Source organism: Streptomyces sp. NPDC032745, from assembly GCF_055579465.1.
This window is the reverse complement of record NZ_JBVING010000015.1, coordinates 201,507-227,212: the sequence shown is the minus strand read 5'-3', so window position 1 is coordinate 227,212 and position 25,706 is coordinate 201,507. Positions and strand designations below refer to the sequence as shown.

The 25,706-nt window shown below is 73.6% G+C and carries 22 protein-coding genes; 13 read left to right on the top strand and 9 right to left on the bottom strand.

The genetic code is table 11. The features are described 5' to 3' along the window. Window positions 1-214 precede the first annotated feature (214 nt). Complete coding sequence (locus tag ACZ5WG_RS31885; protein WP_468727751.1) at window positions 215-397, top strand: hypothetical protein; 183 nt, start codon at window positions 215-217, stop codon at window positions 395-397. A 23-nt stretch (window positions 398-420) separates the two neighbouring features. Here ACZ5WG_RS31885 and ACZ5WG_RS31880 read toward each other — a convergent pair whose 3' ends face one another. From ACZ5WG_RS31880 to ACZ5WG_RS31865, 4 genes are read right to left on the bottom strand one after another with little or no spacing between them, the layout of a single operon-like run. Then, window positions 421-2,637 (bottom strand): protein kinase domain-containing protein, encoded by a 2,217-nt coding sequence (locus tag ACZ5WG_RS31880; RefSeq protein ID WP_468727750.1) that lies wholly within the window; start codon window positions 2,635-2,637, stop codon window positions 421-423. Between the two features lie 5 nt (window positions 2,638-2,642). Continuing rightward, a complete protein-coding gene (locus ACZ5WG_RS31875) occupies window positions 2,643-3,620 on the bottom strand; it encodes a protein kinase family protein (protein ID WP_468727748.1) in 978 nt (325 codons plus the stop codon). A gap of 55 nt (window positions 3,621-3,675) precedes the next feature. Further along, window positions 3,676-5,787: a protein kinase domain-containing protein gene (locus ACZ5WG_RS31870; RefSeq protein WP_468727746.1), complete on the bottom strand. Its 2,112-nt coding sequence runs from the start codon at window positions 5,785-5,787 to the stop codon at window positions 3,676-3,678. A gap of 44 nt (window positions 5,788-5,831) precedes the next feature. After that, a complete protein-coding gene (locus tag ACZ5WG_RS31865) occupies window positions 5,832-6,287 on the bottom strand; it encodes an Lrp/AsnC family transcriptional regulator (RefSeq protein WP_266634069.1) in 456 nt (151 codons plus the stop codon). A gap of 130 nt (window positions 6,288-6,417) precedes the next feature. Between ACZ5WG_RS31865 and ACZ5WG_RS31860 the strand changes: the two genes are divergently transcribed. Beyond that, window positions 6,418-7,422, top strand: coding sequence for an asparaginase (locus ACZ5WG_RS31860; RefSeq protein ID WP_468727745.1), 1,005 nt, complete (start codon window positions 6,418-6,420; stop codon window positions 7,420-7,422). Between the two features lie 116 nt (window positions 7,423-7,538). Here the strand turns inward: ACZ5WG_RS31860 and meaB are convergent, their stop codons facing one another. Genes meaB through ACZ5WG_RS31845 form a run of 3 tightly spaced genes read right to left on the bottom strand, consistent with a single transcriptional unit; the run spans window position 7,539 to window position 12,616 of the window. Further along, on the bottom strand, window positions 7,539-8,525 hold the full coding sequence (meaB, locus tag ACZ5WG_RS31855) for a methylmalonyl Co-A mutase-associated GTPase MeaB (protein WP_468727744.1): 987 nt from the start codon (window positions 8,523-8,525) through the stop codon (window positions 7,539-7,541). A gap of 9 nt (window positions 8,526-8,534) precedes the next feature. After that, complete coding sequence (gene scpA, locus ACZ5WG_RS31850) at window positions 8,535-10,742, bottom strand: methylmalonyl-CoA mutase (RefSeq protein WP_468727743.1); 2,208 nt, start codon at window positions 10,740-10,742, stop codon at window positions 8,535-8,537. Next, a complete protein-coding gene (locus tag ACZ5WG_RS31845; RefSeq protein ID WP_468727742.1) occupies window positions 10,739-12,616 on the bottom strand; it encodes a methylmalonyl-CoA mutase family protein in 1,878 nt (625 codons plus the stop codon). The genes scpA and ACZ5WG_RS31845 overlap by 4 nt, the downstream gene beginning before the upstream one ends. 1,032 nt (window positions 12,617-13,648) lie before the next feature. Between ACZ5WG_RS31845 and ACZ5WG_RS31840 the strand changes: the two genes are divergently transcribed. The 8 genes from ACZ5WG_RS31840 to ACZ5WG_RS31805 all read left to right on the top strand — a co-directional run bounded on the left by ACZ5WG_RS31840 (window position 13,649) and on the right by ACZ5WG_RS31805 (window position 21,534). Next, window positions 13,649-14,584, top strand: a complete 936-nt coding sequence (locus ACZ5WG_RS31840; protein ID WP_468727741.1) for a TauD/TfdA dioxygenase family protein — start codon at window positions 13,649-13,651, stop codon at window positions 14,582-14,584. A 43-nt stretch (window positions 14,585-14,627) separates the two neighbouring features. Continuing rightward, window positions 14,628-15,194: an NADPH-dependent FMN reductase gene (gene ssuE, locus ACZ5WG_RS31835; RefSeq protein ID WP_468727739.1), complete on the top strand. Its 567-nt coding sequence runs from the start codon at window positions 14,628-14,630 to the stop codon at window positions 15,192-15,194. A gap of 46 nt (window positions 15,195-15,240) precedes the next feature. After that, window positions 15,241-16,287, top strand: a complete 1,047-nt coding sequence (locus tag ACZ5WG_RS31830) for an ABC transporter substrate-binding protein (RefSeq protein WP_468727738.1) — start codon at window positions 15,241-15,243, stop codon at window positions 16,285-16,287. An 8-nt stretch (window positions 16,288-16,295) separates the two neighbouring features. Further along, window positions 16,296-17,090, top strand: coding sequence for an ABC transporter ATP-binding protein (locus ACZ5WG_RS31825; protein WP_468727737.1), 795 nt, complete (start codon window positions 16,296-16,298; stop codon window positions 17,088-17,090). Next, window positions 17,087-18,142: an ABC transporter permease gene (locus tag ACZ5WG_RS31820; RefSeq protein ID WP_468727735.1), complete on the top strand. Its 1,056-nt coding sequence runs from the start codon at window positions 17,087-17,089 to the stop codon at window positions 18,140-18,142. The genes ACZ5WG_RS31825 and ACZ5WG_RS31820 overlap by 4 nt, the downstream gene beginning before the upstream one ends. 130 nt (window positions 18,143-18,272) lie before the next feature. Then, window positions 18,273-19,604 carry an LLM class flavin-dependent oxidoreductase gene (locus tag ACZ5WG_RS31815; protein ID WP_468727734.1) on the top strand — a complete coding sequence of 444 codons (1,332 nt, stop codon included), beginning with the start codon at window positions 18,273-18,275 and terminating at the stop codon, window positions 19,602-19,604. Then, window positions 19,601-21,184 (top strand): FAD-binding protein, encoded by a 1,584-nt coding sequence (locus ACZ5WG_RS31810; protein ID WP_468727733.1) that lies wholly within the window; start codon window positions 19,601-19,603, stop codon window positions 21,182-21,184. Before ACZ5WG_RS31815 ends, ACZ5WG_RS31810 begins: the two co-directional genes overlap by 4 nt. Beyond that, window positions 21,181-21,534: a 4Fe-4S dicluster domain-containing protein gene (locus tag ACZ5WG_RS31805; RefSeq protein WP_053788525.1), complete on the top strand. Its 354-nt coding sequence runs from the start codon at window positions 21,181-21,183 to the stop codon at window positions 21,532-21,534. Before ACZ5WG_RS31810 ends, ACZ5WG_RS31805 begins: the two co-directional genes overlap by 4 nt. A gap of 65 nt (window positions 21,535-21,599) precedes the next feature. Here the strand turns inward: ACZ5WG_RS31805 and ACZ5WG_RS31800 are convergent, their stop codons facing one another. Continuing rightward, the gene (locus tag ACZ5WG_RS31800; RefSeq protein ID WP_468727731.1) at window positions 21,600-22,520 is read right to left on the bottom strand and encodes an NADP-dependent oxidoreductase; all 921 of its coding nucleotides are present in this window, start codon (window positions 22,518-22,520) and stop codon (window positions 21,600-21,602) included. Between the two features lie 36 nt (window positions 22,521-22,556). Beyond that, window positions 22,557-23,270 (bottom strand): DUF2470 domain-containing protein, encoded by a 714-nt coding sequence (locus ACZ5WG_RS31795; protein WP_468727730.1) that lies wholly within the window; start codon window positions 23,268-23,270, stop codon window positions 22,557-22,559. 162 nt (window positions 23,271-23,432) lie between these two features. Here ACZ5WG_RS31795 and ACZ5WG_RS31790 point away from each other — a divergent pair, with 162 nt between their 5' ends. From ACZ5WG_RS31790 to ACZ5WG_RS31780, 3 genes are all read left to right on the top strand, one after another. Next, window positions 23,433-23,828 (top strand): cell division protein SepF, encoded by a 396-nt coding sequence (locus ACZ5WG_RS31790; RefSeq protein ID WP_468727728.1) that lies wholly within the window; start codon window positions 23,433-23,435, stop codon window positions 23,826-23,828. A gap of 67 nt (window positions 23,829-23,895) precedes the next feature. Beyond that, entirely contained in the window at window positions 23,896-25,218 is a 1,323-nt protein-coding gene (locus ACZ5WG_RS31785) for an AAA family ATPase (RefSeq protein WP_468727727.1), read from the top strand. Further along, on the top strand, window positions 25,215-25,610 hold the full coding sequence (locus ACZ5WG_RS31780) for a nucleotide pyrophosphohydrolase (protein ID WP_468727726.1): 396 nt from the start codon (window positions 25,215-25,217) through the stop codon (window positions 25,608-25,610). The genes ACZ5WG_RS31785 and ACZ5WG_RS31780 overlap by 4 nt, the downstream gene beginning before the upstream one ends. Window positions 25,611-25,706 lie beyond the last annotated feature (96 nt).

Here is a 25,706-nt window from a genome sequence, read left to right as displayed (position 1 = left end):
GATGACGGGCCGAAGCCTCCTGGGACCCGTGGCTGCCCGACGTACTTGAGGAACTGGCCGTCCGTATCGAGGAGGAGGCAGTCCTCGACGTACTGCTGTCCGACCTGGCTCGATGACGGGGCAGATGGATTTCCGGCGCCCAGGCCGTGACGCTCGTCTGACGCTTGGCCACCCCACCGGAGCTGCTGTTCGCGGCGCTTCTTGTGCCGCGGAGGTGGTCTTCCAGCGTCTCGAGCGCCGCCCGCCGTTCGACGGCGAGCCGCTGCGCCACGCGCTGATGGAGCGGTTCAACGCCATCGACGGCATCGACCTGGCCGGGGCCAAGCTCGATCTGTGCCCCTCCTTCCCGCCGGAGGCCCGCCGCCCGGTCGGTGGCGGTGGGCCGGCGGTGTTCTGACCCGAGGGTGACGGTCCGCGCCGTCAGTCGGCCGGGAGGGCCGTCATCCTGCGTTCCTCGCGGACGTGGAGCCGGGTTCCGGACGGGTCCGCGGTCAGCGTGGTCGCCTTGGTCTCGTACCGCCAGACCGGGCGCCGGGTGGCGAGGTCGAGGGCACGGACGCCCAGCGCGTCCAGGGTGTAGACGTGGTGGGGCGTGACCACCGGGGCCATGTCGCGGTGGGGAGCGGGCTCCTGAGCGGCGGAATTCTTCGGGGTGGTCTCGCGCCAGCGTTCGGCTCCGGTGCGGGCGTCCAGAGCGACGATGCCGTGGGTGCCCTCGACGGCGTAGACCACGCCGTCCCGGACCGTCGGGATGCCGTAGCGGCGCTTGCCCGCGACCGGGCCCACGTCGCGGCCCTCGCCGAAGGACCAGGCGGGTTTGCCGTCCGAGAGGCGCAGGGCCTGGACCGTGGCCGCGCCGAGGTAGACGTGGTCGTCGTCCGTGGCCGGCTGGTCCGGGGTCGCGCCCGGCGCCGCCAGGGTCGCGGACCAGCGTTCGGTGCCGTTCGCCGCGTCGTGGAGGGAGACCTGCAGGTCGTCGCCGAGTTCGGCGCGCTGCCACAGCAGCACCCCGCCGCGCACGGCCTTGAGCCGGACCACGGCTGGATGCTCCAGCTTGACCTGGTGCGCGGTGGGGCCCGCCGCCGGCCGGCGCCACAGCTCCTTGCCGGAGGTCAGGCTCGCGGCCACCACCGACCACTGCTCGCCGCCCGCGGACTTCGCGTGCAGGAACACCGTGTCCCCGCTCGCGCCCAGGATCTGGGTCAGGGGGTGGGCGCCGTCGTACGCGGGCAGGCGAAGGCGCGGCGGCGCGTCCTTGCCGGGTTCCACGTACTCCATGGGCAGCACGGAGACCGAGACCGCCTTGTCGGGTGCGGTGCCGGCGTCCCGCCTCCCGAGTCCGTACAGGACCTTGCCGTCGGTGCCGACCCGCCAGCGGTCCGCGTACCCGAGGAACTCCGTCACGCTCGAGCCGGTCCCCGAGTTGACGGCCTCGACCGTGATGCCCATGACCGTGACCAGGGCATCGCCCACGCACAGCGGCTCGGGGAGGACCGGGGGGATCGCCGCGTCGACCCACCACAGCGGGTCGGGCGGCGGCTGGAGGACGGGGTTCTTCTTCGCGGCGCCGGTCGGCCGGCTGCTGCGCCAGGCCCACCAGCCGCCGCCCGCAGCCAGTACGGCCCCGGCGGCCGCGGCGCCGCCGCTCAGCGTCAGGAGCCGGCGCCGTGACATGCCGGTCTGCGCCGCAGCGGCGGTCTCCGGCTCCTCGGCGGGCGCCGCGAGCCGGGCCGGCGGCGCCTGCCACACCGCCGCCGCGCGCCGGGCGATGTCCGCGAGGACCGGCTGCGGCAGCCCGTCGGCGAAGACGGTGGCCTCGCCGGGGGAGAGGAGTTCCGCCAGCTCGTCGGTGCCCGGCCGCAGGGCGGGGTCCTTGCTCAGGCAGCGGGCCAGCAGCGGTGCCAGTGCGGCCGGGACGCCGCCGAGGTCCGCCTCCGCGTACCGCACCCGGTAGAGCAGGTCCGCGGCCTGGCCGCCGCCGAACGGGGCGTGCCCGGTGGCCGCGAAGACCAGGACGCCCGCCAGCGCGAACACATCGCCGGCCGGGGTGTGTTCGAGGCCGCCGGCCTGCTCCGGCGACATGAAGGCGGGGGTGCCGGCCGCGGCCCCGGTACTGGTCAGCCGCTCGTCGCCGAGGGCGCGCGCGATGCCGAAGTCGATGACCTTGGGCCCGGCGGCGGTGACCATGATGTTGGACGGCTTGAGGTCGCGGTGCACCACGTCGGAGCGGTGCAACTGGCCCAGGGCCCGGGCGAGACCGGAGCCGAGCGACCGGACCGATGCCTCGGGCAGCGGACCGCCGAGGCGGACGGCCTCGTCGAGCTGCGGGCCGATCACGTACTCCGTCGCCAGCCACGGCGTCGGCGCCAGCGGGTCGGCGCCGAACACGCGCGCCCCGTACCGGTCGCCGATGACCCGCGCCGCGTCCGACTCCAGCCGGAACCGGGTGCGGAAGGAGGTGTCGGCGGCGATCCGGGTGTGCACGGTCTTGAGCGCGACCGTACGCCCGCCCGCCGAACGGGCCAGGTAGACCGTGCCCATGCCGCCGCTGCCGAGCCGGGCCAGCAGCCGGTGGTCACCGAGGTGCTCCGGGTCGTCGTGCGTGAGCGGTGCGAGCGGGGACGGGAGGTGAGGCATCGGGGTCAGTGCACTTTCCGGGGTGACGCGGGTGACGCGGGTGACTCGGGTGACGCGGACGACGTGAACGGCTGCTGCACCGCGGGGAGTCCGGCGGCGAGCAGCCACGCGGACTGGGCGGCGAGCGCGGCGACGACGCGGCCCGGCAGCACGACCGGGGGAGCGGCGCCGTCGAGGGCCGTGGCGGGCCCGGGGGAGGGCGGCAGCCGCGGGTCCGGGACCCGCGCCGGTGCGGCCAGCCCGCGCAGCAGCTCCCCGGCCGACCGGGGCCGGTCCGCGGGATCGCGCGCCAGGCACGCCCCCACCAACCCGCGCAGTCCTCGCGGCAGTTCGCTCTGCTCGGGCACCGTGTGGCCGGTCGACGCGTAGGCCAGTACGGACCCCAGCGCGAAGACGTCCCCGCCCGGCCCGGGGGCTGCGCCCGAGGCCTGTTCCGGAGCCAGGCAGCCCGGGTCGAGACCCGGCAGCCCGGCCCGGTGCACCCCGTCGGGAGCGGCGGCCCGCACGGCGCCGAAGCACGACAGCACCGGCCCGCCGGGGGTGAGCAGCACGGCGGCCGGCGACAGCCCCGCGTGCGCCACCCCCTGGGCGTGCGCGGCGGCGAGCCCCTCCGCGAGGGCGGCGCCGAGCCCGCGTACGACGTCCTCGGGCAGCGGACCGCCGTACGCGGCGAGCACCGCCGGCAGCGGCAGCATCGGCGTGTACGGGACCGCGTACCAGGGGAAGCCCGCCGTGCCGCCGACCTCGGCGACGTCGAGGAACAGCGGCAGCCGCAGCCGCCGGGCGCCCTCGGCCTCGACCGCCCACCGGGAGGGATCGGCGCCGACCCGCGGTACGCCGACGAGGACGGTGCGCTCCCCGTCGGCGCTGCGCGCGAGGTAGCGGCGTTCGGGGACGGAGCGCTCGGCGGATTCCGCATCGAGCCGCGCCAGGGTCGTGAACGGCCCGATGTGCGGGGGGTCGTCCTGCCGTAGCCGTTCCATGCGTGCGGTCTCCCCGGTTCGGTCGTTCGGCCCGAGCCCCGAGCCTAGGCGATCGTCAGTCCACGACCGGCAGGGCGGTCAGCTTCCAGCTGTTGACGGTGAACAGGCGGTTCCCGGCGCCGGCCATCGCCCAGACCCCGCGCGACTCGGGCGACCAGGTCCAGTACCGCTTGCCGCCGAAGGCGGAATAGGCCGAGACGCCCTGCCCCTCGCCCTCGACGGCGAAGACCGTACGGGCCTGCACCACGGGCGGGATGTGCGGCAACGGGCCGTGGACGGCGAGGCCGTACGGGGTGGGCACTCCGCTCGCGAGCCGTGCCTGGCTCAGCGCCGTACCGTCCATGGCCCACAGGGACTCGCCGTACCGGACCGGCGGCCCCCAGCCGCCGCTGTCCTCCTTCGGGGGCTCCTTCGCCTCGGTCGGGTCCCACAGCTCGGTGCCCGTCCTGATGTTCAGCCCCTTCAGGGTCCGGCCGCCGAGGTACACCGAATCCCCCACGACGAGCGGCTGCACGGCGGACCGCGCCTGGCTGACGACCTCCCAGACGGTGCCGCCCGTCGCGGTGTCGACGGCGATGACGGTGCCGTCGGCGCCGCAGACCACGAGCCGGTCCGGGCCGGCCGTGGCCCGTGCGCCGGGCGGGGCCTGCGAGCCGGGCGCCCGCAGGGCGTTCTGCGGCAGCGGTACGGTCCAGCGGACCTTGCGGGTGGTGGTGTCCACGGCGCGCAACCGCCCGTCCCGGGTCACCAGGTACACGGCCGACGCGTCCGCGGCCAGGATGCGGTTGGTGTCGGCGGCGACCGTCCACAGCCGCTTGCTGGTGGAGGCTTCGAAACACAGCAGCCCCCCACCGGGACCGCCGGTGACGAACCGGTTGCCGGGCAGGGCGACCAGGCCGGCCGCGGGGACGGTGCCGGGCAGCCGCCACTTCTCCTTGCCGTCGGCCGTCAGCCGGGCCGCCACCCCGCCCTCCTTCGCGGCGAAGAGGACCACGTCGAGCAGGGGGAGCGGGGTGGTGACCACACCGTCCACCGCCTGCGCCGCCACCGGCAGCGGCCCCCACAGGGGGTCCGGAGGCGTGCCGGACTGCGTGGAGAGCTGGGACAGGGGCTGTGCGCTGCGGGCCGTTCCGGCTGGAGGCAGGGAGCCGTCGCGCATCAGCCACCAGGCGCCCGTCGCGCCGCCCGTGGCGGCCAGCGCACCGCCGGCCGCCAGGGAGGCGCGCAGCACCCGCCTGCGGGTCGGTCCGGCTCCGGCTCCGGGCCCCTGGCCGATCACCGTGGCGGCCTGCCGCTCGGCCTCGCTCCCGCGGCGCGCGATGTCCTGGGCGAGCGGCCCCGTACGCCAGACGCGGTCCGCTCCGCGCGGCGGTGCGAAGGCGCCCGCGATCTGCTCGGGGGCCGGGCGCAGTTCGGGGTCCTTGGCGAGACAGGGCGCTATGAGATGTCGCAACTCGTCAGGGACGCCAGCGAGTTGGGCCTCGCCGTGCACCACCTCGTACTGCACGGCGGCCACGTGCGTTCCGTCGAAGGCGCGCTGCCCGGTCGCCGCGTACGCGAGCACCGCGCCCAGCGAGAAGACGTCCGCGGCGGGACCCACGCGCCGGCCGAGCACCTGCTCGGGGGCGCCGTAGCCGGGGGTGGCCGGGACCTGCCCGGTGGTGGTGAGCGTCAGCCCGTGCTCGGGGCGGGCGATGCCGAAGTCGATGACCCGCGGCCCGCCCGAGGTGAGCACGATGTTGGCCGGCTTCAGGTCGCGGTGGACCAGTCCCGCGGCGTGGATCTCGCGCAGGGTGGCGGCGAGGGTGGCGGCGAGCGCGCGGACCCCGTCGGCGCCGAACGGCCCGTACCGGCGGACGGCTTCGTCCAGGGTGGGCCCGGTCAGGAACTCGGTGGCGATCCAGGGCCGGTTGCCGTCCTCGCTCATCGCGTTCAGGACGCGGGCCACACCGGAACCGGTGACGGCCTGCGCCGTGTGCGCCTCGCGGACGAACCGCTGGGCGAGGTTCGGGTCGTGCGCGAGTTCCGGCAGCAGCACCTTGACCGCCGCGGTCCGGCCGTCGTCGTCCCGCCCGAAGTAGACCTTGCCCATGCCGCCGGCGCCGAGGACGCCGAGGAGCCGGTACGGGCCCAGCCGGACCGGGTCGCCGGTGCCGAGAGGTTCCATGGAGTGCTGCTTCCTTCGCTTGTTCGGGTGCGTCCGGGTCGGCGTCAGCGCTCGACGGGCAGGCCGGTCGGTTCCTTGATGCGCTTCATGATGATCTGAGAGTTGACCTCGGTGACACCCGAGAGGGCCGTCAGCTGCTCGATCCACAGGCGCTCGTACGCGCGCAGGTCCGCGACGGCGATCCGCAGCAGGCAGCCGGGGCTGCCGAAGAGGCGGTAGGCCTCGATGACGTCGGGGATGTCCTGGAGGGCGGTCTCGAAGGCCTCCACCGCGGCACGGTCGCGACGCACCTCCACCGAGACGAGCACCTCGAAGCCGCGGCCCACCGCCTCGGGGGAGATCACGGCGCGGTAGCCCTGGATCACCCCGTCCTGCTCCAGCTGGCGCACGCGGCGCATACAGGGGGAGGGGGTCAGGCCCACGCGCGCGGCGAGCTCCTGGTTGCTGAGGCGGCCGTCCGCCTGGAGCTCGCGCAAGATATCCCGGTCAATCGAGTCCATCGCGCAATCATCCCCTACTCGATGGACAGCTGCCGGGCCGAAGAAGCAATCGCATTGCGCGTAGATGTCCGTATCATTGCTGCTTTCAGCACATGTGTACGAGTGATCCGAGGGAAGGGCGGCCGCGGTCATGGGACGGATCGTCGTCATCAGCACCGGTGGGACGATAGCCAGCCGCTGGCAGGGCTCCGGCTTCGCGGCGGACGCCGACGGCAGCGAGGTCGTGGCCACCGCGCCACTGCCCGAGGACATCACCGTCGAGGTGGTGGACCTGTTCAGCGTGAACAGCCCCCGGCTGACCACCGCCCACCAGCTCACCCTGCTGCGCACCGTGCACGAGGTGCTCGCCGACCCGGACGTGGACGGCATCGTCGTCACGCACGGCACCGACACCCTGGAGGAGTCGGCCTTCCTCGTCGACCTCCACCACCACGACGCACGCTCCGTGGTGTTCACCGGCTCCCAGCGCCCCATGGGCACCGCCGACGGCGACGGACCGGGCAACCTGTACGACGCGCTGCTCACCGCGGCGAGCACGCGGGGGCTCGGCGTACTGATCGCCTTCGGGGGGCGGGTCCACGCGGCCCGTGGCACGGTGAAGACCCAGGCGGTGGCGCTGGACGCGTTCGCCGACCCCTCCGCCGAGCTCCTCGGGAAGATCGGCTTCGGCAAGGTCACCATGCTGCGCACACCGCAGCGCCCGGAGCCGCTGCCGCTGCCCGCGATGCCGGAGCTGCCGCCGCGGGTGGACGTGGTGATGCACCACGCGGACGGCGACCCGGTGCTCCTGAACGCGGCGCTCGCGGCGGGGGCGCGGGGCATCGTCCTGATCGGCACGGGCGCGGGCAACGCCACGCCGGAGATCGTGGACGCGGTGAAGGACGCCGTCGCGCGGGGCGTGCTGGTGGCGCTGACCACGCGGGTGGCCGCCGGGCCGGTGACGGAGATCTACACCCACGGCGGTGCGGTGGACCTGGTTGCGGCGGGAGCGGTCCCGACGGGCACGCTGCGCGCCCCGCAGGCCCGCATCGCGGTCCTCTCGGCGCTGCTGGCTGCCACGGATCCGGCGGACCAGGGGCGCGTCCTGCAGCGCACCCTGTCCTCGGCGGACCCGGCCGCCCTGGTCACTGCCTGACCCCGACCTGGTGCCGCTGCGCGGTGTCGCCTCCCCGCGCAGCGGTTGAGCGGTCTCGGGGAAGTGGGGCACGCCTCCACGACGCGGAAAAACGCACCCCGCGTCCCCGAGACCGCTTACCCCCGGCCGAACGCCGAGAGGATCCGGTCCGCCGCCGAGGTGGGGGTGACGGTGCCCGCGCGGACGGCGGCCTCCAGGCCCGGGGCCAGGTCCCGGACGGACGGGCTGGCGCGCAGCCGCTCCAGGAGCTCGTCGCGGACCATCGACCAGGTCCACTCCACCTGCTGCGCCGCCCGCTTGGCCGCCAGCCGGCCCCCCGCGTCCAGCAGCCGCCGGTGCTGCTCCAGCCGGTTCCACACCTCGTCCAGACCCGCCGACTCCCGAGCGCTGCACGTCAGCACCGGCGGCGTCCACGCCGCGTCGGCGGGGTGCATCAGGCGCAGCGCGCCCGACAGCTCCCGTGCCGCCGCCTTCGCGTCGCGCTCGTGCGGGCCGTCCGCCTTGTTCACCGCGAGGACGTCCGCCAGCTCCAGGACGCCCTTCTTGATGCCCTGGAGCTGATCCCCCGTACGGGCCAGGGAGAGGAGGAGGAAGGAGTCGACCATGCCCGCGACCGTGGTCTCCGACTGGCCCACGCCGACCGTCTCGACGAGGACCACGTCGTAGCCCGCCGCCTCCATCACGATCATCGACTCCCGCGTGGCCTTGGCGACCCCGCCCAGCGTCCCCGCCGAGGGGGACGGCCGGACGAAGGCCGAGGGGTCGACCGCCAGCCGCTCCATCCGGGTCTTGTCACCCAGGATCGAGCCGCCCGTCCGGGTGGAGGACGGGTCCACGGCCAGGACCGCGACCCGGTGGCCCAGCCCCGTCAGCATCGTGCCGAACGCGTCGATGAACGTGGACTTGCCGACGCCCGGGACCCCGCTGATGCCGATCCGGCGGGCCCGCCCCGAGTGGGGCAGCAGCTCCGTCAACAACCCCTGTGCGAGAGCCCGGTGAGCGGGCAGGGTGGACTCGACGAGCGTGATCGCGCGCGCGATGAACGCACGCTTCCCGTCGAGCACCCCCTTCGCGTAGGCCTCGATGTCGATCTTCGGAGGCATCCGCCGCGCCTACAGCTCGTGGCCCAGATCCGCGGCCAGCCGCGTCACCAGGTCGTGGGCCGCGTCCGGGATCACCGTGCCGGGCGGGAACACCGCCGCAGCACCCATCTCCAGCAGCGTCGGTACGTCGGCCGGCGGGATCACCCCGCCCACCACGATCATGATGTCCTCGCGCCCCTCGTCCGCCAACTGCTCGCGCAGCGCCGGTACGAGGGTCAGGTGGCCGGCCGCCAGTGACGACACGCCCACCACGTGGACGTCCGCCTCGACGGCCTGGCGGGCCACCTCCGCCGGGGTCTGGAACAGCGGGCCGACGTCCACGTCGAAGCCCAGGTCGGCGAAGGCGGTCGCGATGACCTTCTGGCCGCGGTCGTGGCCGTCCTGGCCCATCTTGGCGACCAGCACACGCGGCCGGCGGCCCTCCGCCTCCTCGAACCGGTCGACCAGCGCACGGGTGCGCTCCACGTTCGGGGACTCGCCTGCTTCGGTGCGGTACACACCCGAGATCGTACGGATCTGGCTCGCGTGCCGCCCGTACACCTTCTCGAGTGCGTCCGAGATCTCACCCACGGTCGCCTTGGCCCGCGCCGCGTCCACCGCCAGCGCGAGGAGGTTGCCCTCCATGCCCTGCCCGGCGCCCCGCTCGGCCGCGTTCGTCAGCGCCCGCAGCGCGTCCTGCGTGACCGCCTCGTCGCGCTCCTCGCGCAGCCGCCGCAACTTCTCGATCTGCTGCGTGCGCACCGAGGAGTTGTCGACCTTGAGCACGTCGATCTGCTCGTCGTTCGCCACCCGGTACTTGTTCACGCCGATCACCGGCTGGCGCCCCGAGTCGATCCGCGCCTGCGTACGGGCCGCGGCCTCCTCCACGCGCAGCTTCGGGATGCCCGCGTCGATCGCCTGCGCCATGCCGCCGGCCGCCTCGACCTCCTGGATGTGCTGCCAGGCCCGGCGCGCCAGGTCGTACGTCAGCTTCTCGACGTACGCGCTGCCGCCCCACGGGTCGATCGACCGGCAGGTCCCCGACTCCTGCTGGAGCAGGAGCTGGGTGTTGCGGGCGATGCGCGCCGAAAAGTCCGTCGGCAGTGCGAGCGCCTCGTCGAGGGCGTTGGTGTGCAGCGACTGGGTGTGCCCCTGGGTCGCCGCCATCGCCTCGATGCACGTACGCGTCACGTTGTTGAAGACGTCCTGCGCCGTCAGCGACCAGCCGGAGGTCTGCGAATGGGTGCGCAGCGACAGCGACTTGGCGTTCTGCGGGTCGAACTGCTTGACGAGCCGCGCCCACAGCAGCCGCGCGGCGCGCAGCTTCGCGACCTCCATGAAGAAGTTCATGCCGATCGCCCAGAAGAACGACAGGCGCGGCGCGAAGGCGTCCACGTTCAGCCCGACGGCCTGCCCGGCGCGCAGGTACTCCACGCCGTCCGCGAGGGTGTACGCGAGCTCCAGGTCGGCCGTGGCCCCGGCCTCCTGGATGTGGTACCCGGAGATCGAGATGGAGTTGTACCGCGGCATCTTCTGCGAGGTGAACGAGAAGATGTCGGAGATGATCCGCATCGAGGGCTTGGGCGGATAGATGTAGGTGTTGCGGACCATGAACTCTTTGAGGATGTCGTTCTGGATGGTCCCGGCGAGCTTCTCGGGGGAGACGCCCTGCTCCTCCGCCGCCACGATGTACAGCGCGAGGACCGGCAGCACCGCGCCGTTCATCGTCATCGACACCGTCATCTTGTCCAGCGGGATGCCGTCGAAGAGCTGCCGCATGTCGTAGATCGAGTCGATCGCCACGCCCGCCATGCCGACGTCGCCCGTGACGCGCGGGTGGTCGCTGTCGTAGCCGCGGTGCGTGGGCAGGTCGAAGGCGATCGACAGGCCCTTCTGGCCGGCCGCGAGGTTGCGCCGGTAGAAGGCGTTCGACTCCTCGGCCGTGGAGAAGCCCGCGTACTGGCGGATCGTCCAGGGCTGGTTGACGTACATGGTCGGGTACGGGCCGCGCAGGTACGGGGCCATGCCCGGGTAGGTCCGCAGGAAGTCCAGGCCCTCCAGGTCGCGCCCGGTGTACAGCGGCTTCACACCGATGCCCTCGGGGGTCTCCCACAGCAGGTCGCCGGCGGCGGTCCCGGTGGACTCCTTCACCGCCGCACGCCACTGGTCCTCGGACCCGGCCGCGGAGGCGCCGCCCAGAGCGAGGGCGGAGAAATCGGGGATTGCGGTGCCGCTCACGAGGACACTCCCATCCGGTCGAGTACGGAGGACAGCACGGCGACCGCATCGCAGCCGGCGAAGACGTACTCGTCCACGGCGCCGGCCGACGTGCCGGGCTTGCCCGCGAGGAACACGGTCGTCGCACCGGCCGCGCGCAGGGCCTCGGCCACCGCCTCGGCCTGCTCCTCGTACAGCGCGTCGCTGGAGCACAGCACGGCCATGCCGTCCGCGCCGCTCGCGGCGTACGCCGCGGCGGCCGTCGCCGCGTCCACCGACACCGGGTCGTGGACCGCCTCGATGCCGCCCGCCTGGAACAGGTTCGCGGCGAAGGTGGCACGCGCGGTGTGCGCGGCCGCCGGACCCAGCGCGGCGAGGAAGATCCGCGGGCGGTTCCCGGTCGCGGCCAGGTGTGCGTCGCTGCGGGAGCGCAGCGCCTCGTACGCCTCGTCGCGCCGTACGCGGGGCAGCCCGCCGGTGGGACCCGCCGGGGCGGGCTCGCGGTCGAGGGGCTTCTCCGAGAGCAGCGGGAACTCGCTGACTCCCGTGATGGGTTCGCGGCGCTTGGCGAGCTTCTTGGAACGCTCGGCCCAGGTCGCGGCGAGCCGGTCGGCGACCAGCCCGGAGCGCAGGGCGGCGGCCAGGCCGCCGGCCTTCTCGATCGTCTGGAAGAACTCCCAGGCGGCGTGCGCGAGTTCGTCGGTGAGCTGCTCGACGTAGTACGAGCCGCCGGCCGGGTCGATGACGCGGGCCAGGTGCGACTCCTCCAGCAGGATGGTGGAGGTGTTGCGGGAGATGCGGCGCGCGAAGGCGTCCGGCAGGCCCAGCTCGTGGTCGAAGGGGAGCACGGTGACCGAGTCCGCCCCGCCCACGCCCGCCGCCATGCAGGCGACGGTGGTGCGCAGCATGTTCACCCACGGGTCGCGGCGGGTCATCATCACCGGCGAGGTGACGGCGTGCTGGCGCTGGGCGCCGGCGTCGGGGGCCCCGCAGGCCTCGGCGATCCGGGCCCACAGGCGGCGGGCGGCGCGGAACTTCGCGATGGTGAGGAACTGGTCGGCGGTCGCGGCGTAGCGGAACTCGAGCTGGCCGAGGGCGGCTTGGACGCCGAGGGCACTGCTGCCGTTGCCGGCTTCGGTGAGGGCGCGGAGGTAGGCGACGCCGGTCGCCAGTGACAGGCCGAGCTCTTCGGCTGCGCTGCCGCCGGCCTCGTGGTACGGCAGGGCGTCGACGGCAAGGGCGCGGACGCCGGGCCAGTGCGCGGCTGCGTCCCGGGCGAGTCCGACGGCGCCGGCCAGGTCCAGGACCTCACCCGTACGGGCCTCGTGGCCGAGCGGGTCGGCGCCGAGGCTCGCACGGGCGGCCTCGGGGGCCACCCCGCGCTCGGCGTACAGGCTCAGCAGGGCGCGGGCGGCGTCGGCGTATGCGGCTCCGGCGTCCAGGGAGACGGGGGCCAGGTCGAGGTAGACGCCGTCGAGGGCGCGCGGGAGCGCGTCGACCGGGAGTCCGCCGGGTCCGCCCAGGGACAGCCAGACGGAGGTGACCCCGTTCTCGAGGTCGGTGAGAACGGCCTCGTTCACCCGGGCGGGATCACTGCCGAGGTACCGCTGGCGCACGTCCCAGCCGCCGGCGGCACCGCCGGCGGGGCTGCCGCCCCGGACGAACGGCGCGAACCCGGGGAAACCGGTTTCGTCGGCCGTTTCGGGCGCGGTGTACAGCGGGCGGGTGGTGAGCCCGTCCTCGAGCTTTGTGGACAACGCGTCTTCTGCAGCATCGCCGGATACATCCTTGCCGGACTTGCGTAGAACGCCCTCTACCAGGCGCTGCCACTGCTCATGCGTCGCGTCAGGGAACTCGGCGGCCAAGGAGAGCCCGTCATCAGGCAGGACCGTCATGGCTCGAATGCTAGGGGGGTCACCTTGGGAACGACTATAACGACAGCATGTGATCTCGCCCTCTCATGTGAGACGGGAGGGGGCACGAAAGAGCGCCCCGCGCGCATGCGTGGCGGTCGCGTTGCAGGGGCATGAAATCCGGCCACGGTTTTCGGCCGTTCGGGATTGTCGTGCGGCGTGTTCCCGGGACGGCATAGGGCCAGGTCAGGTTGGGCGTGCCGGGGTGGCCGGGAGGGTCGGGCGGGGGTCTCTGCGGCAGGCCGGGCGGGGGTTGACCCCTGCTGGAGCCGCTGACAGGCTCCGAGCCATGTCCGCGTTCGAGCTTCCCGCCCCGCGGCTCCACACTCCCGGCTCCTGTACCGCGCCGGGTTCGTGTCCGGGCCGCTGTCCGGCCCCGCGCCGCGCCTAGGCGCCGCCCCGACCAACCCGGCCCCCCGCCCGGCCGGCCCGGCCCCGCCCGAAGACCGCTCGGTCCCGGGCCGACCCGGCCCCGACCGAGGCCTTCGGTTTCCGGCCACCCCGGACCCCGAACGAAGACCGCCGCCAGGCCTCCTGCCGACCGGCCTTCGGGGGACCCGGGGTGAGCAGCCTCCCGGCCTGCCCTGCCCCACGGTCCTCCGGCCGGCCGGCCTCCGGCCGGTACCGCCGCGGCCATCCGGTTCCGGCCGACCCGTCCCGAAGCCGACCCGTCCCGAACCTGACCCTGCTCCGGCCGACGGCCTCCGGCAGACCTCACGACCCGAGCCAACAGGCCCTGGTCACCCCTGCCGTGGGCCGCCCGGCTGCGGACCCGACCGGCCCGAGGCCGACCCCTCCCACCGGTCCGTCCCGTCCACCGGTCCGTCCCGCCCATCGGTCCGTCCCGTCCCCGGCCCACCCCGTCCCCCTTCCTTCCGCCCTACGGCCGACCCCGGTCCCGTCCCGTCCTCCGGTTGCCCCGGCGCGCGGCCGGCCCGGCGGCCCTGCGCCGAGACGTACCCGTACCCGTACTTCCGTTCCTTCCGCTGCGGAAACAGACCCCAGGGAGTCCCCATGAGCACGGCCCTCCACACCCAGCCCACCGTCACCCGGATCGGCGGCCGGATCGGCGCCGAGATCGGCGGTGTGCGGCTCGGCGGCGAGCTCGACGCCGATGCCGTCGCCGAGATCCGCGCCGCGCTCCTCGCCCACAAGGTCGTCTTCTTCCGCGACCAGGACCACCTCGACGAGGCCGGCCACGAAGCCTTCGCCCAACTCCTCGGCACGCCCGTCGCCCACCCCACCGTCCCCTCCGCCGACGGCCGTTACGCCCTCGGCATCGACTCCCACCACGGCGCCCGCGCCAACCAGTGGCACACCGACGTCACCTTCGTCCCCGCCTACCCCGCCTTCTCCATCCTCCGTGCCGTCACGATCCCCCCGTACGGCGGCAACACCCTGTGGGCCAACACCGCCACCGCCTACGCCAACCTCCCGGAGCCGCTGCGCAGCCTCGCCGACGGCCTGCGCGCCGAGCACTCCAACGCGTACGACTACGCCGCCCTCAAGCCCGACGCCCTCCCCGAGGCGCTGGCCCAGTACCGCGACGTGTTCACCTCCACCGAGTTCCTCACCGAGCACCCCGTGGTCCGCGTCCACCCCGAGACCGGCGAACGCACGCTGCTCCTCGGCAACTTCGTCCAGCGGATCAAGGGCCTCACCGGCCGCGACTCCCGTGCCCTGCTCGACCTCTTCCAGGCGCACATCGAGAGCCCGGAGAACACCGTCCGCTGGCAGTGGCGGGTCGGCGACGTCGCGATCTGGGACAACCGGGCCACCCAGCACTACGGCGTCGACGACTCCGACGAGCACGAGCGCACCCTGCGCCGCGTGACGGTGGACGGAGAGGTCCCGGTCGGCCCGGACGGGGTCCCGTCCCGCCTGATCAGCCCGGAGATAGTGCCCGACCCGTCCTTCGGCATCCCCTCCGGCGCATCCGCCCGCGCCTGACCCACCCAGCCCGCCCCCTCGTACGACGCCCCAAGGAGGCCCCGTGCCCACCCTGCTCGCCCTCTCCGGCAGCCCCTCCCCGCACTCCCGTACCGCCGTCGTCGCCGACCACGTCCTGCGCCGCCTCTCCCACGCCGGGTACGACACCGCCCACCTCGCCGTACGGGAGCTCCCCGCCGCCGACCTCCTCTCCGCCCGCCGCGGTGAGCCGGAGATCCGCCGGGCCCTCGAAGCCGTCGCCGAGGCCGACGGGATCATCGTCGCGACCCCGGTCTACAAGGCCTCGTACACCGGCCTGCTCAAGGCCTTCCTCGATCTGCTCCCGCAGGACGGGCTGGCCGGCAAAACGGTTCTGCCGATCGCCACCGGCGGCAGCCTCGCCCATGTCCTGACCCTCGACTACGCCCTGCGCCCGGTGCTCGCCGCCCTCGGCGCCCGGCACGTCACCGCCGGGCGGTTCGTCCTGGACTCCTCCGTGGAGCGCGGGGCCGGCCCCGACCGGCTGCGGCCCGACGCGGAGCTGGACCTCTTCCAGGCCGTGGACGAGTTCGCCGAGGCGCTGGACACCGCGGTCTCCGTCGCCCGTGCCGCGCTCGCGACCGCCCCGTAACGACACCCCCGACCACGCGATCCCGCACACCGGACAAGGAACAGCCATGCCCGCAGCCTTCACCTCCACGCGCACCTCCCGACGCCAGTTCCTCACCCTGCTCGGCATCTCGGCGGCCGCGGTGAGCTGCGGCACGGCCACCGCCACCGGCGGCGGTTCCGGCTCCGGCTCCGGCTCGCAGATCAAGACCCTGAAGTACCAGGGGGCCGTCGGCGCGGTCACGCTCCCCGAACTCGCCGCCGACCTGGGCTACTTCGAGGACGTCAAACTCGAATGGGTCGGCAACACCATCAGCGGCCCGCAGGACATCCAGTCCGCCGCCACCGGCCAGACCCACTTCGGCAGCGCCTTCAACGGCGCGGTCATCAAGCTCGCCGCCGGGAAGGCGCCGATCAAGGCGGTCATCTCCTCCTACGGCTCGGACCAGTACTCCTACGCCGGCTACTTCGTCCTGGAGGACAGCCCGATCCGCTCCGCCCGGGACCTGATCGGCAAGAAGGTCGGCATGAACACCCTGGGCGCCCACTACCAGGCGCTGCTCGACACCTACCTCAGCCGCAACGGCTTCTCCAAGGCGGACGCGGCCAAGGTCGAGGCCCTGGTCGTACCGCCCGTCAACACCGAACAGGCGCTGCGGGCGAAGCAGATCGAGGTCGGGGTGCTCACCGGCATCCTGCGCGACAAGGCGGTCGCCTCCGGCGGCATCCGCCCGCTGTTCACCGATGTGGATCTGCTCGGCCCGTTCAGTGCGGGCACCTACATCATGACCGAGCGCTTCATCAAGCAGAACCCGGACACCGTACGGACCTTCGTGACGGGCGTGGCCAAGGCCATCGAGTGGTCCCGCACCACCCCGCGCGAGGAGGCCGTCGCCCGGATGACCGAGATCGTCAAGAAGCGCGGCCGCAACGAGGACACCGCCGCCCTGCAGTACTGGCGCTCCTACGGGATCGCGGAGACCGGCGGCCGGATACCCGACAAGGAGTTCCAGCTCTGGCTCGACTGGCTCGGCGAGCGCGGCGAGATCAAGCAGGGCCAGTTCAAGCCGTCCGACCTCTACACCAACGAGTTCAACGCATACGGAAAGGGGTGACGGCCGCAATGGCGAAGATCGTGTTCGAGGGAGTGCACAAGGCGTTCGGGGACTTCACCGCCCTCGACGGCATCGACCTGGAGATCGGCAGCGGCGAGTTCCTCGTCGTCGTCGGCCCCAGCGGCTGCGGCAAGTCCACCCTCCTGGACCTCCTCGGTGGGCTGTCGAAGCCGACGGAGGGGCGGATCCTGCTGGACGGCAAGCCGGTCACCGGGCCGGGCCTGGACCGGGGCACCGTCTTCCAGCAGTACGCGTTGCTGCCGTGGCGGACTGCCCAGGGAAACGTCGAGTTCGGCCTGGAGGCCACCGGCGTGCCGCGCCGGCAGCGGGCCGCCCGCGCCCGGGAGTTCCTGGACCTGGTCGGACTGACCGGGTTCGAGGACCGGCACCCGCACCAGCTGTCCGGCGGCATGCGCCAGCGGGTCGCGATCGCCCGCTCGCTCGCGTACGACCCGGACGTGCTGCTGATGGACGAGCCCTTCGCGGCGCTGGACGCGCAGACCCGCGAATCGCTCCAGGACGAGCTGCGCCGCATCTGGCAGCGCACCGGCAAGACGGTCGTGTTCATCACGCACGGCATCGAGGAAGCCGTCTACCTCGGGCAGCGGGTGGCCGTCATGACCTCCCGGCCCGGCCGGGTCAAGGAGGTCGTCCCGGTCTCCTTCGCCGACAGCGACGGACTGGTGGGCGAGGCCCTGAGGTCCAGCCCGGAGTTCGCCCGCTACCGGCACGAGATCTGGAACCTCCTCCACGACGAGGTGGCCCGAGCCCAGCAACTGGAGAAGGAGGCGGCAGCAGCATGACCACCGGAACCGACACCACCGCCCTGGCCGCGGCAGGCCTCACGGCCCCGGACGAACCCGCTCGGGCGGGCGCTGCGACCCGCAAGGCGGCGGCCGTGCCGGGGGGCGCCGCGGGGCTCGCCCCGGCCACTTCCGAGTCCACCACCGGGTCCACCACCGGGACCGACCCGGCCGCGGCCGGTGCTCCGGCCCGAAAGGCCTCGGCCCAGAAGGCTCCGGCCCAGAAGGCTCCGGCCCGGAACGCCCAGGCTTCCGGCCGCGCCCGTGCCGCGACCGGTGCGCGGGCCGTCGTACGGGTGCTGAAGGCCATCGGCCTCCGCAGCGCCGCGATCCTCGCCCTGATCGCCCTCTGGGAGATCGCCCCCCGGGCCGGCCTGGTCGACGCCACCTTCCTGCCGCCCGTCAGCGAGGTGGCGGTGGCCTGGTGGGAGCTGGCCGGCGACGGCCAGCTCGCCGAACACGCCCAGGCCAGCCTGATCCGCTCCTTCGGCGGCTTCGGGATCGCCGTGGCCGTCGCCGTCCCGCTCGGACTGCTCATCGGCTGGTACCGGCCCCTCGCCGATTTCCTCGGGCCCCTGCTGGAGGTCTTCCGCAACACCGCCGCCCTCGCGCTGCTCCCGGTCTTCGTGCTGCTCCTCGGCATCGGCGAGACCTCGAAGGTGTCGATCGTCGTCTACGCCTGCGTCTGGCCCGTGCTGCTCAACACCATCAGCGCGGTCCGCAACGCCGATCCCACCCTGATCCGGCTCGCGCGGTCGATGGACCTCTCCACGCCCCGCCTGTTCCAGAAGGTGATCCTCCCGGCCTCCGTACCGGCCGTGTTCACCGGCATCCGGCTGGCCGGAGCCGTCTCGATCCTGGTCCTCGTGGCGGCCGAGATGATCGGCGCCAAGGCGGGCCTCGGCTATCTGATCAACGCCTCGCAGTACAACTTCGCGATCCCGCAGATGTACGCGGGCATCGTCACCATCTCCGCCATCGGCGTGGGCTTCAACCAGCTCCTGGTCACGGTCGAACGCCGTCTCAGCCTCTGGCGCGTTCCGGCAGCCTGACGCCCTCACCAGCCCGGCCCCGCCCTCGCCAGCCCGGCCCCGCCCTCGCCAGCCCGGCCCCGGCCGGCCCCGCCCGGCCTCGGCCCCCGCCCCGCCGTGCATCCGTCTCCCCGACCCGAGGAACAGAACCATGACCGCACCCCGGACCCTCCACCTCAACGCCTTCCTCATGAACGCCGGGCACCACGACGCCGCCTGGCGGCACCCCGGCAGCAGCCCCGAGCGGGTCACCGACCTGCGGTACTTCCAGGAGCTGGCGCGGACCGCCGAGCGCGGGCGGCTCGACTCGATCTTCTTCGCCGACGGGCTGGCCCTCTGGGGCAAGGCCCGCTACAACGCCCTCGGCGGGTTCGAGCCGCTCACCCTGCTCTCCGCCATCGCCGCCGTCACCGAGCACATCGGGCTCATCGCCACCGTCTCCACCACCTTCAACGAGCCGTTCCACCTCGCCCGAAAGTTCGCCTCCCTCGACCACATCAGCAACGGCCGCGCCGGCTGGAACATCGTCACCTCCGGCACCGTCGACGAGGCCCGCAACTTCGGCCAGGACGAGCACCTCGAGCACAGCCTCCGCTACGACCGCGCCCGCGAGTTCCTCGACGTCGCGACCAAGCTCTGGGACAGCTGGGAGGACGATGCGATCGTCCTCGACAAGGAGCGCGGCATCTACGCCGACACCGACAAGCTGCACCCCGCCGCCCACCGCGGCACGTACTTCGGCGTCGCCGGCCCGCTCAACGTGCCCCGCTCGCCGCAGGGCCACCCGCTCCTCGTGCAGGCCGGGTCCTCCGAGGACGGCAAGGAGTTCGCCGCCCAGTACGCCGAGGCCGTCTTCACCGCCCAGCAGACCCTCGCCGACGGGCAGACCTTCTACAAGGACCTCAAGTCGCGCCTCGCCAAGTACGGCCGCACCGGGTCCGACCTGCTCGTCCTCCCCGGCATCGCACCCGTCATCGGTTCCACCGAGGCCGAGGCGAAGGCCCTGGAGCAGGAGCTCACCGACCTCCAGGTGCCGGAGTACGGGCTCGCCCAGCTCTCCGGCATGCTCGGCACCGACCTCACCGGCCACCCCCTCGACGGCCCGCTGCCCGAGCTCCCCGAGGAGCGGGACATCAACGGCAACAAGAGCCGCTTCACCCTCGTCGCCGAACTGGCCCGCCGCGACGGCCTCACCCTGCGCGAGCTGATCGCACGCCTCGGCGCCGGCCGCGGCCACCGCGTCTTCGCCGGCACGCCCGAGCAGATCGCCGACCAGCTGGAGGAGTGGTTCACGCAGGGCGCCGCCGACGGCTTCAACATCATGGCGCCCGTCCTGCCGACCGGGCTGACCGCCTTCGTCGACCACGTCGTGCCGATCCTGCAGGAGCGCGGCCTGTTCCGTACGGAGTACACCGGCACGACCCTGCGCGAGAACTACGGCCTCCCGCGCCCGGCGAACCGGTATGCGGAGGCCGCCTCGTGACGGACCTCGCCACCGACGTCCTCGTCGTCGGCGGCGGACCCGCCGCCGCCTGGGCCGCCCTCGGGGCGGCCCGGGCCGGGGCCCGTGTCGTCCTCGCCGACAAGGGCTACTGCGGTACGAGCGGTGCGACGGCCGCCGGCGGCACCGGTGTCTGGTACGTACCCCCCGAACCCGCCGCCCGCGAGGCCGCCATGGCGAGCCGCGAAGGCCTCGGCGGGTACCTCGCCGACCGCCGCTGGATGGCCCGCGTCCTCGACGAGACGTACGCGCGGATGAACGAGCTGGCCACCGACGGCCGGTACCCGTTCCCCACCGGCCCCGACGGGCGGCCGCTCCGGGGCGGCCTCCAGGGCCCCGAGTACATGCGGCGGATGCGCATCCGGATCCGCCGCGCCGGAGTCCGCATCCTCGACCACAGCCCGGTCACCGAGCTCCTCACCGACGCGGACGGCGCGGTCGCAGGAGCCGCCGGCTACCGCCGCCAGGCCCGCGAGCACTACCGCGTCCGGGCCGGGGCGGTCGTGCTCGCCACCGGCGGCTGCGCCTTCCTCAGCGGGGCGCTCGGCACCAACACCAACACCGGCGACGGCGCCCTCTTCGCCGCCGAGGCGGGCGCGGAGCTCTCCGGCATGGAGTTCTCCAACGCCTACGGCATCGCCCCCGAGGGCACCTCGGTCACCAAGACCGCGTTCTACTCCTTCGCCACCTTCTACCAGGAGGACGGCAGTGTGCTGGAAGGCGCAGCCAGCCAGGGCGGCCGCTCGGTCATCGCCCGCACGCTCCTCGAAGGCGCCAGGGTGTATGCGCGCCTCGACCGCGCCGACGACGCGGCGCGGACGGCGATGCGCCGCGCGCAGCCCAACTTCTTCCTCACCTTCGACCGGCTCGGCATCGACCCCTTCACCGACCGCTTCGCGGTGACGCTGCTGGCCGAGGGCACCGTGCGCGGCACCGGCGGCATCCGGATCACCGGCGACGACTGCGCCACCGGCGTGCCCGGCCTGTACGCCGCAGGGGACGCGGCCACCCGCGAGGAGATCTGCGGGGGTTTCACCGGAGGCGGCAGCCACAACGCCGCCTGGGCGATCTCCTCGGGAAGCTGGGCGGGAGCCGGCGCCGCCGCCCACGCCCGTTCCATCGGCTCGGGCCGGGCGGCCTGCCGGCCCGTCACCGGAGCGGGCGGAGCGGGCCTGCGCCCGACGGGGCGTCCGGACGCGGCCGCCGGCCACCGGGCGGCCGTGGAACTCGTACAGCAGGAGGTCCTCCCGTACGACAAGAACTACCTGCGCCGCGGTGACCGGCTGGCCGCGTCGCTGCGGGCGCTCGACGCGGGCTGGGCCGAGCTGCGGGCGGGGCTGCACGGAGAGGGCGCGGACCTGGTCAAGGCCCGGCAGGCGGCAGCGATGACGGCGCACGCGCGATGGATGTACGCGGCTGCGCTGGCCCGGCCGGAGACCCGCGGGATGGCCAGGCGCCTCGACCATCCGGACCAGGACCCCCGGCTGCACCACCGGATCCTGGTGGGCGGCCTGGACCGGGTGTGGACCAGGCCGGCCCCGAAGGCCGGGGTGAGGGCGTGATCGAACTGGTCTCGGCGCAGCGCTGCATCGCCTGCGACAAGTGCGTGGAGGTCTGTCCCACCGATGTGTTCGAACGGGGCCCCGAGGGGATTCCGCTGCTCGCGCGCCAGGAGGACTGCCAGACCTGCTTCCTGTGCGAAGCCAACTGCCCGGTGGACGCGCTGTTCGTGGCGCCGCTGACCCGGCCCATGCCGGAGGAGACGGCCGTACGGGACGAGGCGGGGCTGGTGCGCAGGGGGCTGCTCGGCAGCTACCGGCGCGAGATCGGCTGGGGGGAGGGGCGCACGCCCGGGGCGCTGCGGGCGATCGGCCCGCCGCTGGGCCCGACGGCGCCGCCGATCACCTCCTGAACGCGGGTGTGCCTGCGGAGCCCGCTGCTCCGGGGCACACCCGTGCGTTCCGCCGCGGCCGGGTGTCAGACCGTCAGGACGATCTTGCCGCGCGTACGGCCCGCCGCGCTGAGTTCCCAGGCCTTGGCCGCCTCGGCGAGCGGCAGTGCGTGCTCCACGTTGACCGTGAGCTTCCCCGCGTCGGCCAGTTCCGCGAGGAACGTCAGGTCGGCGGTGTCCGGGCGCACCCACAGCTGGTGCGCACCCTTGGCCGCGGCCTCGTAGTCGGCGATGGAGACCACCCGGCTGCGCTCCTTGACGAGCGACTGGAGGATCTCGACGGCGCCGTCCCCGAAGAAGTCCAGCCCCGCGTCGATGCCTTCGGGGGCGAGGGCGCGGATCCGGTCCGCCAGGCCCTCCCCGTACAGGACGGGCTCGGCGCCGAGCGAGCGCAGGTAGTCGTGGTTGTGGGCGCCGGCCGTGCCGATGACGCGCAGGCCGAGCGCGACGGCGATCTGCACGCCGAGGGAGCCGGTGCCGCCGGCCGCGGAGTGGATGACGACGGTCTCGCCGGCCTTGAGGCCCGCGCGGACGAGGGACTGGTACGCGGTGAGGCCGGCCAGCGGGATGCCCGCTGCTTGCTCGAAGGTCAGCTCGCGCGGCTTGCGGGCCAGCGTCCGGACGGGGGCGGTGACCAGTTCGGCGTAGGTGCCGAGCTCGACCCACTGCTTGCGGACGTACCCGTAGACCTCGTCGCCGACCGCGTAGTCGAAGGTGTCGGGGCCGACGGCCTCGACGATTCCGGCGACGTCCCAGCCGGGTATGACCGGGTAGCGGACCTCGAGGATCGGGTCGAGGTATCCGGCGGCGAGCTTCCAGTCCACCGGGTTCACGCCGGCGGCCTTGACCCGGACCAGCACCTCGCCCGGGCCTACCTTGGGCTGCGGTACGTCAACGAGCGTGAGGTTCTCGGAAGTTCCGTATGCGCTGTACGTGATTGCCTTCATGATCGTCCCCAACGGAGCCCCGTGCGGACGTATTCCTCAGGCAGGCAGGCTGTTGCGGTGCGAGCTCCGCCGGGCCGCGCTGAACAGGGCCTGGATCTGCACCCCGGACTGCTCGACGTCGTCGAGCGGCGAGGGGAACGGCAGCCGGACGTCGCGGTGGCCGCGCCGCTGCTCCAGGCGCAGGGTGATCCCGTACCTGTCCATGGCGAGCGGCAGTACGCGCAGGATCGCGCCGGTGGGGAGCGGCTGGACCAGTCGCAGCAGGAGGGTGACGAGTTCGGCGTGGTCGTCGAGGAGGTGCGTGAGCATCCCGGCCTCGAACGGCGCGAGGGGGTCGGGGCAGGACGCGTCGAGCTCTTCGAGGCCGACGTACGAGCGGCCCTCCGCGGTCTCGAGGACGGCGCGGCCGAATTCCATGCAGGTGGAGTCGGCGCCTTGGTCCGTGTAGGGCGAGAGCAGCCGCCCCAGGACCGTGACGCGGGCGCGCACCCGGTCCCGTACGGGGGTGGGGGCGATGTCGGTGAACTCCAGCCGGATCGACGGCCGGTGCTCGCCGTCGCCGCCGGGCTCGCCGGGGTGCAGGTGCAGCCGGCCCATCGGGTCCGCCCCGTCGAGGTGGCGGACCTCGCTGCGCAGCCCGTCGGTGACCACGGTCATGGAGTGGGCGGCCACCAGGATCGACCGGACCCGCTCGGCGTCGGTGGGCCGGCCGGCGGCCGGGGTGGCGGGGGCGGCACCGGACATGCGCATGTGGATCTCTCCATCGTCCTGGGCGAGTGACTTAGGTATGCCTAACCTAACCTATTCGCTTTCGCAGGAGTACCCCGCCTCGCTCGTGTCGTTGTTGGGCTGAACGGGTGAAACGCGAGAGGATGGCGGGATGCACATGAAGCGCACGGCCGAGGCGGCCCGGTGAGCAGGTACGACGTCACGGACGAACAGTGGGAGGGGCTCGCGCAGGTGGTCCCCCTGCGCAGTCGCAACGAGTGGCCCTCCCGGGTGGACCACCGCACGATCCCCACGGCGCCGGGAGCTGCCGCGGCGGAACAGCGGCGCTTCGTCGTGCTCAGGGTCCAGATCTTCGCCGATGCCAGGGAGGTGGCCGAGTACCTGATCGCGCAGATCCCGGTGCTGCTCGACCTCACCGGCGCGGACAGCGAAGTGGCCAAGCGGATCCTCGACTTCAGCAGCGGCGTGGTCTTCGGGCTGGGCAGCGGGATGCACCGGGTGGACCGGAACGTCTTCCTGCTGGCGCCCGTCGGGACCGAGGTCGAGGGGATCGCGGCCGCCGCCGTCCCCCGATCGTAGGAAGGTCGCCAGGGCGGAACGGTTCGCCGGTCCCACCCGGGGCCCGGCGGCCCGTACCGTCCGGCGCATGGACGCCACCTTGGACGCGGCGGAGGCATCTGCCCCTGTCGCGTTAGCCGATACCCCTGCCGCCGCGCCGTCCGGCGCCGCCGCGCCGTCCGGCGCCGCCGCGCCGTCCGGCCGTTGCGCGCCGCCCGGCGCGGCCGTCGCTCCGGACGGCGGCGCCGTGTCGCCCGGTGTGCCGGCCGATACCGCACGGCCCGTCGTGCACCACCGGCCCGCCGTCACCGAGTTGCGGCTCTCCGCCTTCGGGGTGCACCGCGCGGCCGTCTTCCCGCTCGGGCCCGTGACCTTCCTGACCGGGCCCAGCGGTAGCGGCAAGTCCCAGGCCCTCGCCGCCTACGAGGCCCTGGCCGGGCTCGGATCCGGGGCCACCCTGGAGGAGGCGTTTCCCGACCCGCGGGCCCGGATCCCCGACCGGGCCCTGCCCGACGGCGAGGGCCGGCGCGGATTCCGCATCGGCTGCACCGTCGACGGCCCGGCCGGGCCCGTCCGTCTCGACCTCGCCGTCCAGGCCGAGCCCGCACTGCGGATCGTCGGCGAACGGCTCTCGGCGGACGGGCAGATCCTGCTCAGCACCGCCCTGCGCGACCCCGGCCGGCGCTCCGTTCAGGCCTCCTGGCTGACCGGTGGGGCCATCGGCGTCACCCGGGCCCCGCTGCCCGACGACCGGCTCGGCACCGCTCTGCTCCCGCTGCGCGTGGCCGGAGCCACGGCCGGACAGCGGCAGGTCCTGGCCGCCGCCGAGCAGATGGTGGTGGCCCTGCGCTCGGTGTTCCCCTGCGACCCGCACCCCGATCGGATGCGGGCCCCCGTCCCGCCGGGCGCGGGCCGGCTGCTCGGTGACTGCGCCAACCTGGCCGACGTCCTGCGCCGGACCCGCCACGAGTGCGGGACCCGCCATGCGCTGCTGGCCGCGGCGGCGCGGACCGGCTGTTCGGGCCCGGTGGAGGGCCTGGACGTACGGGCTCCCGCGCACGGCCCGGTCACGGCGCTGCTGGACCGCGGCCCCGCCGGGCCCGCCACGGAACTGGGCCGGCTGGGCGCGGGCGAGCTCCGCTTCCTCGCGCTAGCGCTGGTCCTGCTGACCGGCCCAGGGGTGCTGGCCATGGACCCGGCCGCCGAACTGCTCTCCGCCCGGCAGGCGCTGACCGTCCTCGCCGACGGTTTCGACCGCGGCCTGGACCGGCGGCAGATCGCCGAGCTGCTGCGGCTGGCCCTGCTGTGCTGCGGCCGCGGCCACGTCCGCCTGGTCGCCGCGGTGGGGGAGGAGGCGGCCGCGGCCGCCCGCCTCACCCCGGGGGTGACGGTGGTAGACCTGACGCCATGAGCGATGAGCAGGACGTACGGCACGGGGACGAGCCGCACCCGCACGAGCGGCTGCACCAACTGCAGCGGAGACTGGCCGAGTTCGCGGCGGCGCGCGGCTGGGAGCCGTACCACACGCCCAAGAACCTGGCCGTGGCGCTGAGCGTGGAGGCCTCCGAACTGGTCGAAATCTTCCAGTGGCTGACCCCGGAACAGTCGGCGAAGGTCATGGAGAAGCCGGAAACCGCGCACCGCGTGGCCGATGAGGTCGCCGATGTGCTGGCGTATCTGCTGCAATTCTGTGAGGTTCTCGGGGTGGATGTGCTGGATGCGCTCGCCGCGAAGATCGAGAGGAACGAGCTCCGCTTCCCGGTGACAGGGCCTCCGACATCGAATTGTCACTCTTCGGAGTGATGGCGTCGTCCACAACCATGTTTGTGTCCATAGATTTCCGAATACCCCTGGCTTTACTGGCTCATTGCCCTCACTCTGGGTAGTGGTGAGGACGGT